The organism is Porphyromonas somerae (genome assembly GCF_022845615.1).
Classification (GTDB): domain Bacteria; phylum Bacteroidota; class Bacteroidia; order Bacteroidales; family Porphyromonadaceae; genus Porphyromonas_A; species Porphyromonas_A somerae.
Genome location: NZ_AP025559.1, coordinates 2,647,901 through 2,660,848 on the forward strand (window position 1 = coordinate 2,647,901; position 12,948 = coordinate 2,660,848).

Consider the following 12,948-nt stretch of genomic DNA (forward strand, 5'->3'; position numbering starts at 1 on the left):
TCTTCTTTCCACTCCATGTTCCCTAAGCCCTCCATCGTCAGCCAGTTACTACCACAGCTAGATACGTGGTGGGGCCTACTCGTCTCCTCTCCTTGGTTCATTGCTGCTCTGCTGATCTTTGTTGTGCTATCGGCAAAGCGACATGGAGAGTTGGCGTATGGCTCTACCCGCTCCTCGCTGGTGGGGTGGTTGCTGATGACCCTCTACTTTGCTGCACACCTCCTACTTCCCACTGCACAAGTTAGTTTGGGGCTACTTGGATTGGTCCTTATCATTATGCTGAGCGACGGCATTGTCTCCTCACTTAGGCATAGCCGCTCCCCCTTTTTTGTGCACAACCTTGGAGTACTGTTGGGGTGTTTATTGATTATCCACCCCGCCAGTATCCTCCTCTATCCCTTTATCTTGGCCAAGCTGAGAGGAATTAAGAGCCTTTCAGGACGCCATGTTACCGCCCTCCTTATCGGTACCATCTCCATCCTGCTACTCGCCCTCATGCTCTTTGCCCCAAGAAGTTGGGAGGGAGTAGCTAGCTTCCTACAGGCCGGTATTGCTCCGATCACCCAGATCCAGCTAGCTCCTCTTTCTGAGTGGCCATTGATCCTCTTGGACCTTCTATACCTACTACTCATTACTATTGCCTGTTTTCAGAGCCTTCGGACCAGTGTGGTGAGAGTGCGGTTGGCATTGAACTTTCACGTCCAGTTGGCTTGGATCCTGATGCTTCTTCACCTGCTCTATGGGGCGCAGAGTGGGGGCCCACAATTGTTTATCCTCGGTGCTATCTTCGTCAGTGGTATTATGTCCGTGCACTTTGCTACAGAGCGTGATAGCCGTTGGATTGTCCTTCCTCTCACCCTTTTCACCCTTGCCCTTTGGGCATTCAAAGTGTGGGGCTGACTTCATTAAACACTCTGCTTTTATAGGATGATAGATTTCTTAATTCAGTATGGATACATAGGCGTCTTTTTAGCCGCCTTTTTGGCTGCCACCGTCCTCCCCTTTGGCTCTGAGCCAGTAGTGGTTGGCGTCCTTGCTGCCGGAGCAGAGTATGTACCGGTGCTAGTGGCTGCTACTATTGGCAACTTCCTAGGGGGCATGAGTTGCTACTGGCTCGGCTGGCTCGGCAAGACAGAGTGGATCACCAAGTACCTCAAGATGCCGGAAGAGAAAGTCAATAAGTGGGTTCAGTGGCTCCAGGACAAAGGGTCATGGATGGCGTTTTTCGTTTTTCTCCCTGGCGTGGGCGATTTCTTTGCCGTCGCCCTAGGATTGCTCAAGGCGAGGGTTTGGCCCGTCGCCTTTTGGATGTTCCTTGGTAAATTCCTCCGCTACCTCGTCGTCTTCGGAGCTTTTGATTGGATTGCCGGCCTGCTAGCTGCGTAGGGGATGCCTACTCGGACAGGGGGGTGCTATCTCGGACAGGTCGGACAAGTCGGACAGGTCGGACGGCTCTGGCGAGCACCCATCTATTGCGGCGTCCGACTTGTCTGACCCGTCCGATCTGTCCGACTTGTCCGATAGAGGTACCGCCGTCCCACTAATTATCTCCACAAACCTTGGTAAGTGCTGATTATTTTCTGTAACTTTGTGAAGTGAAGGTAAGAAGATAAATAATCATATTAGTTAGATCATTTTTTGACGACATGGTAAATTACAAAGATTTAGGACTAGTAAACACTCGCGAGATGTTTGCTAAAGCTGTAGATGGTGGCTATGCTATTCCAGCTTTCAACTTCAATAATATGGAGCAGCTGCAGGCCATCATTCAGGCTGCTGTAGAGACCAAGTCTCCAGTGATTCTTCAGGTATCTAAGGGAGCACGTGCTTATGCCAATCAGACCCTTCTTCGCTACATGGCGCAGGGAGCTGTGGAGTATGCCAAGGAGCTCGGTGCTAAGAACCCACAAATCGTTCTTCACCTCGACCACGGTGATAGCTTCGAGACTTGCAAGAGCTGTATTGAGATGGGCTTCTCTAGCGTGATGATCGATGGTAGCTCACTTCCTTACGAAGAGAATATCAAGCTCACTAAGCAGGTGGTAGACTATGCTCACCAGTTTGACGTTACGGTAGAGGGTGAGCTCGGTGTGCTAGCTGGTATTGAGGACGACGTAGAGGCCGAGGAGCACGTTTATACTCAGCCAGCGGAGGTGATCGACTTCGTTACTCGCACAGGTGTAGATTCATTGGCCATCTCTATTGGTACCAGCCACGGAGCCTACAAGTTTACTCCAGAGCAGTGCCACCCAGATGAGAATGGTCATCTCGTGCCACCTCCACTTCGCTTCGATATCCTAGAGGAGATCGAGAAGAAGCTTCCAGGCTTCCCAATCGTTCTTCACGGTTCATCAAGTGTTCCACAAGATCAGGTGGAGATCATCAATACCCACGGCGGTAAGCTCAAGGATGCGGTAGGTATTCCAGAGGAGCAGCTCCGCAAGGCGGCTAGGTCTGCTGTTTGTAAGATTAATATCGACTCTGATGGTCGTCTTGCGATGACTGCTGCTGTGCGCAAAGTCTTCGTTGACCACCCAGAGGAGTTTGACCCACGTAAATACCTCGGTCCAGCACGTGAGAGCCTCAAGAAGCTTTACATGCACAAGATCGAGAAGGTACTTGGTAGCGACGGAAAGGCAGAGTAACCATCCTCTTCCTTATAAATACAAGGGTGTGCAGAAGCTTCTGTGCACCCTTTTTAATTGGATCAGTCGGGAGCATGTTGGGGTAGACCATTCCAATGGTAAAGTTCTAAAATAAAGGGCAATACTATTGCAAATGACTGAAAAACTAACTAACTTTGTAGGAGGTAAGAATTAAGAACCTTATAAAATTAATTGAACTATGATCAAGAAAGATGTATTAAAGAAGATAAATGACCAGATTCAGCTCGAGTACGAGTCTGCATTCATCTACAAGCAGATGTCTATAGATATGGCCATCAAGGGCTGGAATGGTTTCGCTCATTGGTTCGACGCGCAGTACAAAGAGGAGATCGCTCACGCTGAGGAGATGGTCAACTACGTGATTATGCGTGGTGAGACCCCTGTGCTACACGATATTAAGACAGCTGAGTCGAAGTTGGAGGGCGTAGTAGCCTATTTTGAGAAGGCCTACGAGCATGAGTGCTTCGTTTCTAAGTCTATCAACGAGATTGTAGCTGCAGCTCGTAAGGAAAACGACTATGCTACTGAAAACTTCTTCCGTCGCTTTGTTGATGAGCAGGTAGAGGAAGAGGATACCGTTGCTGGTATCGTTGATCGTCTCAAGCTAGCCAATGGTGATGCCGGCTACTTGATGATTGATTGCCAGTTAGCTGGCCGCGAGTAATCACAAAAAGTGAATAGTAAAAGCACCCCGATTGGGGTGCTTTTTTTTTACGCCTAGGGCGGTGGGTGCCTTTCTCGGACAGGTCGGACAAGTCGGACAGGTCGGACAAGTCGGACGCCACGATGGAGCACCCGAAGGGTGCCACTCAGCTAGCCCCCGGTCGAGGCTCGTAGAGCCGAAGACCGGCGGGTTGAGAGGGACCCCAAATACCACGACCCTTGTGGTCGCACCTACATAGGCTTGTGCGACCGCTAGGGTCGATTACATATACCGTATCCTTTTCCCCGCCGGTCGTTCGGGGGCGTTTGCCCCCTCCGACACGGGGGCTAGCTGAATGGCACCCTGTCGGGTGCGGTGGGTGCCTTCCTCAGACAAGTCGGACGCCTCGATGGCTAGGTGGCTCGCTACTTATCTTGGTGGACCGTCCGACTCGTCCGACTTGTCTGATCTGTCCGACTTGTCCGAAAAAGGGACCCCCACCGACTTGTCCGATTAGGTACCCCTTATAAAGGTACCTCCGTCCCTTGCCACTTTGAGAAGAAAGCGATCTGCTGTCGGGCATAGGTGCGCGAATGCTTAGCAATTAGCCGAGTTGCTTCCTCTAGCGAAATATCTCCGTCGAGGTATGGGAAGATCTCTTTGTACCCAATGGTGTTGAGTGCATTATACTCCCGATAGGGCAGGAGTGCTCTTACCTCCTCCACCAGTCCTTTCGCCACCATCTGCTCCACCCGCCGATTGATGCGCTCATACAGCTCCTCACGTGGACGTGTCACCATCCGTAGCTCTACCTCAAACGGAAGTTTTCGTGGCGCCGGTGTCGTATGAAAACTACTGAATGGACGCCCCGTGGTATGGTACACCTCCAAAGCACGGATGATCCGCTTATGGTTATTAGGGTCAATACGAGCCAGATAATCAGGGTCTACCTTCTGCAATTCCTCTCGCAAAGGCACCACCCCTTCCTCATGAAACCGCTCCCAAAGAGCCTCGCGAAGCGTAGGCGAGGGTAGGGGGACCTCATCCATCTCATAGAGGAGGGCTTGCAGATACATCATACTGCCCCCCACCGCTACCACCACTGGATACTTGGTCATTAGCGTGTCCAATAGTGCCAATGCCTCCTCCGCATATTGATAGGCACTATATGGCTCCGTAATCTCTCGGCACTGCACGAAATGATGAGGCACCGCTGTCCTATCCTCCTGAGAGGGGGCATCGGTGCCTATCACCATACCACGATAAATCTGTCGGCTATCTGCCGATACGATCTCTGTATTCAGTGCCTTCGCAAGCTGTAGGGCGTAGGCCGACTTGCCCACCCCCGTTGCACCAATCACAGTGATCAGCTTGCCACGGCTCATTACTCCTCCGACGACTCCTCCCCAGAGATATCAAAGCCCTCGGCATCTAGTTCCGAGAGGTCAAAGCTATCATTGTCAAACTCCTCCAGCTCCTCCCGCTCAGGCGTTGGAATAGGTGCTGCCTTCGGTTTCTTTGGCTCCGCCACCAGTAGCTCCTCCACGTCCGAAGTTTGCTTTGGTGCCTCCCCCTTCCGACGGGTGCATTGAGGCTTATCTTGCTGTTCTCCAAGGATCACTTCCTTCAGCTCGAGGTAGAAGTAACGGTCCCCGAGTTGATCAAATTGATAGAGTATGCGATCCCCCTTCTCATCGAGGAAGTCATCGAGATAGGTATCATCCATCAGATAATACTCATCATCGGTGGCGTGCAACCCCATATCCATCAGCAGGATCTCCTTTTTTGGACGCCACTGCTTATCCGTGGTAAAGAAACTTGTGATCTGGTCATCACTGTAGCCTACCGACTCCAAGATCGCTCGGTGCAATTCCAAAAATGTGGCGGTGCCATCAATACGGATCTCCCTCAAGAAGCCCGGTACCTCATCACTCACCATCACAAAACGATATATCATACGCTATATTGATAGTCTATAAAAGTTGATTTTACCCCACCTTAATCCAGAGAGCTTCCTCGCACAATGCCACGAGCCGACTTCTCAATAAAGTCGAGGATGATTTTCTTCTCAGGCAGATCATCATACTCCTCCTTGATCACCTGAATCGCTTCCGTGTTATTCAGCCCACGATTGTACAGCGTCCGATAGATGTCATTGATCAGGTAGATCTGCTCCTTAGTGTACTGGCGACGTCTCAGTCCTACGATGTTGATGCCACAATAGATAGCCGGCTCACGCCCGATCAGAGTGTAGGGCGGGATATCCTTCGTGATGCGTGTACCCCCTTGGAGCATCGTATGGCAACCGATGTGTACAAATTGATGCACCAGAGTACCCCCACCGAGTATCGCCTGCTCATCAATCACCACCTCGCCAGCTATTTGGCAGGCATTGCCAATGATCACCTTATCGCCCACCTCACAGTCGTGAGCCACATGGGCATAAGCCATGATCAATACATCGCACCCCACCTTGGTAAAACCCTTGGAGGCGGTACCGCGGCTGATCGTAGCATACTCGCGGATCGTGGTGCGATCCCCTACAATCGCCACACTCTCCTCCCCCTTAAACTTCAGATCCTGAGGCTCGCCACCCACCACAGCATAGGGGTGAATGGTACACTCCCTACCGATGCGTGCTCCGTTACGCAAAATAGCACCACTCAGTAGTTTAGTTCCTTCGCCCACCTCTACATCATCCTCGATGACGGCAAATGGTCCTACTTCCACGCCTGCTCCCAGCTTTGCCTTGGGGCTAACAATGGCAAGCGGGTGTATCTTGGTCGTCTCTACCGACGAATTAGTCTGTTCGTTCATATTTTACTGATCCTTACTCTCTGTATTTCGGACAACTTTCGCCATAAACTCTGCTTCACAAGCGAGTTGCTCGCCAATGAATATCATCCCCCTCATATTGGCAATGCCACGGCGGACAGGCCCTATCAAAGCTACCTTCACCACCATCGTATCCCCCGGCACCACCTTTTGCCTAAACTTCGCATGGTCAATTGTTAGGAAATAGGTCGAGTAGTCCTCAGGGTTCTCCATCTGATTTAGGATCAAAAGCCCCCCAATCTGTGCCATACACTCCACCTGTAGTACCCCTGGCATCACCGCCTCATCGGGGAAATGACCCACGAAATAAGGCTCATTATTTGTCACACACTTCACCCCCACAATATGCTCAGGTCCAATCTCTATCACCTTATCCACCAGTAGCATTGGGTAGCGATGCGGAAGCAGCCCTTTAATCTCTTGGATATTCAGGAGCGGTGCCTCATTAGGGTCATAGGTAGGAGCTTGTGTTTGATTGAGGCGAATATCCTTACGGATCATCTTCGCCAAACTGGTGTTGATTGAGTGCCCCGGGCAGGTAGCGATCACACGCCCTTGGATCCGTCGGCCAATCAGTGCCAAGTCCCCTATCAGGTCAAGGAGCTTGTGGCGTGCTGGCTCATTGGGATACTGCAGAGGCTTATGATTGATATAGCCCAGTTGGTCTGCAGGGATAGAGGTCGTCCCCACCGTTTTTGCCAGCTTATCCATCTTCTCTTGCGGAATCTCCTGGTCGTAGATCACAATCGCATTGTCGAGGTCGCCCCCCTTGATCAGGTTATTATCCAGAAGAGCCTCTATCTCTCGCACAAATACAAAGGTACGGGCAGGGGCGATCTCCTCAGGATAGGTGGTAAGGTCGTCCAGACAGGCAAATTGATTGGAGAGCACCTTCGAATCAAAAGCGATCAGCACATGGAGGCCAAAGGAATTGTCGGGGAGAAGGGTCAGCTTTGAGATGCCATTTTCACCCTTCACCTCTATCTTACGCTTCACCACATAGACCTCCCTAACTGCTGCTTGCTCTACCACCCCCACCTTTTTTATCTGGTGGATATACTCTATCGCACTTCCATCAAAGATAGGGATCTCAGGGGCATTCACCTCGATTAAGCAGTTATCCACTCCCATAGCATAGAGAGCCGACATTGCATGCTCCACCGTGCTCACCTGTAGCTTTTTATTGGAGAGCACCGTGCCACGCTCCGTCATCGTTACATACTCAGCCAATGCCGGTATGGTAGGTCGTTCCGGAAGGTCCACCCTACAGATCTTGATGCCGTGCCCCTCATTAGCTGGGTTGAAGCGCACCTTGATATTTAGTCCTGTGTGTAGCCCCTTTCCCTCTAGTTCAAAGGCGGCACCTAGGGTATGTTGCTTCTGCGTAGTGCCACCCGAGTTGTTCTTATTTGCCATGATGCTCTGCTTTCAATTGATTCAGCTCCTCCTTCAGCTGCTCTATTTCGCTTTTCAACTGATAGAGTTCGCGGTCCATCTCTGGAAGTTGGACAAACTTTGCCGAGGCTTTCATCGCCTTTATATGTGGCTGTGCGGGGTAGCCAAACCATACGGTATTAGGCTCCTTGATATCACTTAGTACCCCTGTCTTGGCAGCGAAAGTAACGTGCGGTGCCGTCTTCAAGTGCCCTGCAATACCCACCTGACCAGCCAGTACATTCCACGCACCGATAGTGGTCGAACCTGCTATCCCGCTCTGTGCTGCGATGGCGGTGTGCTCCTCTACTTCGCAGTTGTGTGCAATCTGCACCAGGTTGTCGATCTTCGCTCCCTTACGAATCACAGTGGCATCCATCACAGCTCTATCAATGCAGGCATTGGCACCGATCTCCACATCATCCTCCAGTACCACCCGACCCGTCTGTGGAATCTTGTGGTAGCCGTCGGCATCAGGGGCAAAGCCAAAGCCATCCCCACCGATCACCGCTCCCGAGTGGATTACGCAACGGCGTCCCACCTCTGTATGGTCGCAGATCACCGCCATGCTATAGAGACGGCTCTCCTCACCGATGGTTACTCTGCCCCCCACAAATACATTGGGCCAAATCCTCACCCCATCTCCAATCACCGAGTCGCGACCAATATAGGAGAAGGGACCAATATAAACCCCCTCACCAATCACCGCTGTCGGATCCACATAGGCAAGAGAGGAGATCCCCATTGGCTTCTCCTCCGCCTCATTGCGTAGTTTTAGTAGCTCGGCAAGAGCGGTATAGGCATTGGGGACCTTGATGAGCGTGGTCGTCACCTCTTGCGAAGGCTCAAAATCGTGATTCACCAGTACAGCGCTGCTTTTTGTGCTGTAGAGGTAGCTCTCATACTGCATATTAGAGAGGAAAGAGAGAGCCCCCTCTCGCCCCTTCTCAATACTACTAAAGTCGGTGAGCACCACATCAGGGTTGCCCACCACCTCACCACCTAAGTGGTCTGCGATCTCTTTTGCTGTAAACTTCATTTTAATCTCTTATATACCTGCGTAGGTACGTAGGTAGTCACTCATCTCAGACTGTAGCTCGGCCGCTTTCGCTCCTGCCACCTCTGCAAAGTCCGCTTCAGAACTAGCGTAGATGATGCCACGCGAACTATTGACGAGTAGCCCACACTCACGGGTCATCCCATACTGAGCCACCTCACGAAGCGATCCCCCTTGTGCTCCAACCCCTGGCACCAAAAGGAAGTGGTCGGGTACAATCGTGCGGATATGCTTTAGGTGTGTCGCCTGAGTGGCCCCTACCACGTACATCATGTTAGAGGGCGTACCCCATTGGAGCGAAGTGCGGAGCACCTGCTCATAGAGTCGCTCCCCATTGGAGAGTTGTAGTTGCTGAAAATCAGCCGACCCCTTGTTGCTGGTCAGCGCAAGGAGTACCACCCACTTACCAGAATAGCCCATAAATGGGGCAATGCTATCCTCCCCCATATAGGGAGCCACCGTGATGGCATCTACCGCCATCTCCTCAAAGGCAGCTCGGGCATAAAGCCCCGAAGTATTGCCGATATCTCCCCGCTTGGCATCTAGGATTACTAGGCACTCAGGGTGCTCCTGCTGTAAGTAGCTAACCGTCTGCTCCAGTACCGCCACCCCTCGGCTACCCATCGCCTCATAAAAGGCCGCATTAGGTTTGTACGCCACGGCATAGGCCGCTGTGGCATCAATGATGGCTTTATTAAAGGCGAGAAGCCCCTCCTCATTTTGAGGAAGGCAGGCAGGCAACTTGCGTAGGTCACTATCTAGTCCTACGCAGAGGAAGCTCCGCTTCCTCTCTATCTCTTGTATAAGCTCCGCTCTATCCATAAGCGTTGGTTAAAAAGGTAACTGACCGAATGTTCCTGCAAATATCGTTAAATTTATCAAAATGCCCGCTATTCGGTCCAAAGCAAGCAAGCTGGCTGGTCGATAGCGATGCTGAGGTCTTTCTGCGCTCGCAATAGACCACTCTCCCTATCACAGCTGTAAAACTCTACCTTATTGGCTTTTTGGCACGCCACTGCGAGCCATCGACCAGAAGGGTTAAAGGCAAGGTCCATAGGTTGCTGACCTACACTCTGTGTCCCAGCCTTGGTTAGCTGCCCCATCAACTTATTTACCTTGAATATCGTCACTCGGCTCTCACGTCCCCACTCCGATACATAGAGGTAACGCCCATCTGGGCTGAGACATAGTTGACCTCCACGGCTTTGGGGGTCACCACTTAGCGAAAATCGCTCTACCTCAGTGAGTTTGCCCCGATGATGCTTATATAGGATCACCTCTGGGTTTTGCTCCGTGAGTAGGTATAGAAATTTACCCGACGAGTCCATAGCGATGCTCTTTGGGCGACTTCCCTTGGGTAGGTCGGTCGTCTCTACATCAATGGTGAGTGGTGGGTTCTTGCTACTGACATTGAAGTGATACACTTTGTCCTGCCCCGCATCCACCACAAAGAGCTCGTTGCCGTTGGGCGAAAAGCAGAGGTCGCTAGGGTGCGACTCTCCCTCTTGACCCAGTAGAATATGCCAATCGGGCTGACCAAGTAGTCCCGCCTCATCGGCAAAAAATAGGGTGATAGAGCCCGCATCATAATTAGCAGAGACCACCTTGCCACGGCCATCTGTCGCCACCGACCGTGGAGAGCCACCCAAGGTAAAGGAGCTATTGATCGCCGTGAGACGACCACTCACCCCATCAAGTTGTAGCGAGCTCACCATCGCCTCCGACGATTGCTCATTGGCGGTATAAATAATTCCCCGTTCCCTATCGAGTGCCAGACTGGTAGGATTGGGGGTGATGAGTGTGCTGCGATGCTTCACATTGAGGGTGCGTGGGTCAAAGCTAAATGAGTAGAGCCCCTCCGACCTATTTTGAGTATAGGTGCCGACCAGAAGGGTCTGTTTTTTAGCTGGCTCATGACCATAGCTGTCTGCTTCCTTGGACTGCGGTGAAAGCAAGCCACAAGAGCTGACTCCCATAGCAAGCAGTAGTGCAATAGTCCCTAGGAATAGATGAGTTGGGCGGTATAACTTATTATCCATTATTATCTGATTCTACTCCAAATTTCTCTAACTAAGTGCAAGATAACCATTTCCGATTAACTCTCCAAGAAGTTAGAGGTTTTTAGCCTTTGAAAGGTACCTTATCGGACAAGTCGGACGAGTCGGACAGATCGGACGGGTCGGACGGCCCAATAGATAGGTGATAGAAAGTGCCACGAGGTGTGGCGATGGTGTGGTGTGGTGGTGCGGTGGTGTGGCGGTGTGGTGTGGTGGTGGTGCGGTGTGGTGGTGTGGTGTGCAGGTGTGGTGGTGCGGTGTTGTGGTGTGGCGGTGTGGTGTGGTGGTGTGGCGGTGTGGTGTGGTGGTGTGGCGGTGCGGTGTGGTGGTGTGGCGGTGCGGTGTGGTGTGGCGGTGTGGTGTGGTGGTGCGGTGTGGCGGTGCGGTGTGGTGGTGCGGTGTGTGGTGTGGCGGTGTGGTGGTGTGGTGGTGCGGTGTGTGGTGCAGGTGCGGTGTGGTGTGGTGGTGTGGTGGTGCGGTGGTGTGGTGGTGCGGTGTGTGTGGTGGTGCGGTGGTGTGGCGGTGTGGTGTGGTGGTGTGGCGGTGTGGTGTGGCGATGGTGCGGTGTGGTGGTGTGGTGTGCAGGTACGGTGGTTGTCTTGTCCTAGAAAAAGTTGACTCATAGATAGATTTTTATGAGTAAGTTTGTAAAAAGGAGTCAACTCCAGAAGATTTATTTTGACCGAGTTATTCACCTCTATTTTGAGGAAAACTTAGGTTATACCCAGATTTCACACCTTGTCCCTATTGGAAGGACTACGATCCTGGAGTGGGTTCATAGGTACCTAGATTCTGGGTTAGACGAAGTTATAGAGATGAAGGCGAAGAAAAAGAAGAAACAAGAAGAGCACCGCGGATATCGCAGGTATTATTATTCGGATGTGGCGTCAGGCGGGGCGTCAGGCGGGGCGCCTGAGAAAAGCTCAGTTGATTTAGAAAGAAGGGTTCAAGAGCTTGAAAAACAGCTTTTTAGGCAGACTGTTTTGACAGATGCATTGAATGAATTAATCAATGTGGCAGAAGAGAATTTCCGCATCCAAATAAGAAAAAAAGCTGGCACCAAACGGTAGATCGCTTGCACGCACAGGATCTGAAGAAATATACAATACAGCTCCTTTGCGACCTGTTTGGTGTAAGTAAGCAAGCCTATTACAAGCGAAAAAAGTCAAAACTTCATGCCAATATGGCACTTGAAGAGATGGCTGTTGAGTACGTTCTTGAGACCCGAGAGAAAGCCCCTGGCATGGGCGGTAAGAAGCTGTGGCATATGTATAAGCGAGAGTTTAAGGAGGGGACTCCACTAGGGAGAGACCGTTTTCTTGACACTCTAGACAAGCACGGCTTGAAGCTAAGGCAACGTAAAAGAAAGCCGAGAACCACCAACTCCAATCACGGTTTTAAGCTCTATGGTAACCTCGTAAAAGATATGATACCAGAAAGAGCTAATCAGGTATGGGTGAGCGACATAACGTATATCCCCATCCATTATGACGGAGTACATCATAAGTTTAGCTACCTATCCGTGATCTTAGACTCATACTCAAAAGAAATTGTCGGGTGGAGCCTAGGCGATAGCCTAGACACTAAGTACCCTATTGAAGCTCTAAATCAGGCACTTAAGAAACTTAAATCGAATGGTAAAGCTAACGATAAGCTCATTCATCACTCAGACAGAGGCTGCCAGTATGCCAGCCACCAGTATGTGGATATTCTTAAAAAGAATGACATAGATATAAGTATGACAGAAACCCCAGATCCCAAAGATAATGCACAAGCAGAGAGGATCAATAACACTATAAAGAATGAGCTCTTAAAAGGCAAACGTTTTAAAACCATCAAAGAGGCAAAGGCTGAATTAACCTCAGTCATAGAGTTTTACAACACAAAAAGGCCTCACATGAGTCTCGACTATATGACACCTGTTGAAGCCTCAAAGTGCAAAGGGAAAATCCCCAAGAGGTGGAAAAGCTATAGAGAGGAGTACCTTGAAAATCAAAAAATAGGATAGGTGCCCAAGTTTTGGTACCTTTAGTCCTGTGAGGGGTTTCCTTACGGGCTACGCCCTCCAGTCAACCCCTCACAGGACTAAAGGCTAGAAAGTCAACATAAAGCAGGATTAATAACAACGTAACATTAACCGAGTCAACCTTTTTCAGGAAACCACAGGTTGCCGATCTAGTGCGGCGTCCGACTTGTCCGACTCGTCCGACCTGTCCGACTTGTCCGATACAGCCACCCCCGCTAGCCACCCCCGCC

General features: G+C 51.0%; 14 protein-coding genes. 7 read left to right on the top strand and 7 right to left on the bottom strand.

Features of this window, described 5'->3' with window-relative positions; all coding sequences use genetic code 11:
- Window positions 1-15: 15 nt before the first annotated feature.
- From MWL85_RS11230 to MWL85_RS11245, 4 genes are all read left to right on the top strand, one after another.
- Complete coding sequence (locus MWL85_RS11230) at window positions 16-900, top strand: hypothetical protein (protein ID WP_244400748.1); 885 nt, start codon at window positions 16-18, stop codon at window positions 898-900.
- A gap of 30 nt (window positions 901-930) precedes the next feature.
- Window positions 931-1,386, top strand: coding sequence for a YqaA family protein (locus MWL85_RS11235; protein ID WP_244401882.1), 456 nt, complete (start codon window positions 931-933; stop codon window positions 1,384-1,386).
- 260 nt (window positions 1,387-1,646) lie between these two features.
- Window positions 1,647-2,645 carry a class II fructose-bisphosphate aldolase gene (locus tag MWL85_RS11240; protein WP_021903900.1) on the top strand — a complete coding sequence of 333 codons (999 nt, stop codon included), beginning with the start codon at window positions 1,647-1,649 and terminating at the stop codon, window positions 2,643-2,645.
- A gap of 199 nt (window positions 2,646-2,844) precedes the next feature.
- Window positions 2,845-3,330 carry a ferritin gene (locus MWL85_RS11245; RefSeq protein ID WP_244400749.1) on the top strand — a complete coding sequence of 162 codons (486 nt, stop codon included), beginning with the start codon at window positions 2,845-2,847 and terminating at the stop codon, window positions 3,328-3,330.
- Window positions 3,331-3,833: 503 nt separating this feature from the next.
- Here the strand turns inward: MWL85_RS11245 and miaA are convergent.
- The 7 genes from miaA to MWL85_RS11280 form a co-directional block, all read right to left on the bottom strand.
- Window positions 3,834-4,694, bottom strand: a complete 861-nt coding sequence (gene miaA / locus MWL85_RS11250) for a tRNA (adenosine(37)-N6)-dimethylallyltransferase MiaA (RefSeq protein ID WP_244400750.1) — start codon at window positions 4,692-4,694, stop codon at window positions 3,834-3,836.
- Complete coding sequence (locus tag MWL85_RS11255) at window positions 4,694-5,266, bottom strand: IS1096 element passenger TnpR family protein (RefSeq protein ID WP_244400751.1); 573 nt, start codon at window positions 5,264-5,266, stop codon at window positions 4,694-4,696. Before MWL85_RS11255 ends, miaA begins: the two co-directional genes overlap by 1 nt.
- Before the next feature lie 41 nt (window positions 5,267-5,307).
- Complete coding sequence (lpxA, locus tag MWL85_RS11260) at window positions 5,308-6,126, bottom strand: acyl-ACP--UDP-N-acetylglucosamine O-acyltransferase (protein WP_244400752.1); 819 nt, start codon at window positions 6,124-6,126, stop codon at window positions 5,308-5,310.
- A gap of 3 nt (window positions 6,127-6,129) precedes the next feature.
- On the bottom strand, window positions 6,130-7,560 hold the full coding sequence (locus tag MWL85_RS11265; protein ID WP_070707141.1) for a bifunctional UDP-3-O-[3-hydroxymyristoyl] N-acetylglucosamine deacetylase/3-hydroxyacyl-ACP dehydratase: 1,431 nt from the start codon (window positions 7,558-7,560) through the stop codon (window positions 6,130-6,132).
- The gene (gene lpxD, locus MWL85_RS11270) at window positions 7,550-8,617 is read right to left on the bottom strand and encodes a UDP-3-O-(3-hydroxymyristoyl)glucosamine N-acyltransferase (RefSeq protein WP_244400753.1); all 1,068 of its coding nucleotides are present in this window, start codon (window positions 8,615-8,617) and stop codon (window positions 7,550-7,552) included. The genes MWL85_RS11265 and lpxD overlap by 11 nt, the downstream gene beginning before the upstream one ends.
- A gap of 9 nt (window positions 8,618-8,626) precedes the next feature.
- Window positions 8,627-9,457 carry an orotidine-5'-phosphate decarboxylase gene (gene pyrF / locus MWL85_RS11275; RefSeq protein WP_244400754.1) on the bottom strand — a complete coding sequence of 277 codons (831 nt, stop codon included), beginning with the start codon at window positions 9,455-9,457 and terminating at the stop codon, window positions 8,627-8,629.
- A gap of 68 nt (window positions 9,458-9,525) precedes the next feature.
- Complete coding sequence (locus MWL85_RS11280; RefSeq protein ID WP_244400755.1) at window positions 9,526-10,674, bottom strand: lactonase family protein; 1,149 nt, start codon at window positions 10,672-10,674, stop codon at window positions 9,526-9,528.
- Window positions 10,675-10,854: 180 nt separating this feature from the next.
- On the opposite strand from MWL85_RS11280, the gene MWL85_RS11285 reads away from it, so the two are divergent.
- Genes MWL85_RS11285 through MWL85_RS11295 form a run of 3 tightly spaced genes read left to right on the top strand, consistent with a single transcriptional unit; the run spans window position 10,855 to window position 12,700 of the window.
- Window positions 10,855-11,310 carry a hypothetical protein gene (locus MWL85_RS11285; RefSeq protein ID WP_244400756.1) on the top strand — a complete coding sequence of 152 codons (456 nt, stop codon included), beginning with the start codon at window positions 10,855-10,857 and terminating at the stop codon, window positions 11,308-11,310.
- A 17-nt stretch (window positions 11,311-11,327) separates the two neighbouring features.
- Window positions 11,328-11,762, top strand: coding sequence for a hypothetical protein (locus MWL85_RS11290; RefSeq protein WP_244400172.1), 435 nt, complete (start codon window positions 11,328-11,330; stop codon window positions 11,760-11,762).
- A 5-nt stretch (window positions 11,763-11,767) separates the two neighbouring features.
- Window positions 11,768-12,700 (top strand): IS3 family transposase, encoded by a 933-nt coding sequence (locus MWL85_RS11295; RefSeq protein WP_244400171.1) that lies wholly within the window; start codon window positions 11,768-11,770, stop codon window positions 12,698-12,700.
- Window positions 12,701-12,948: the final 248 nt, after the last annotated feature.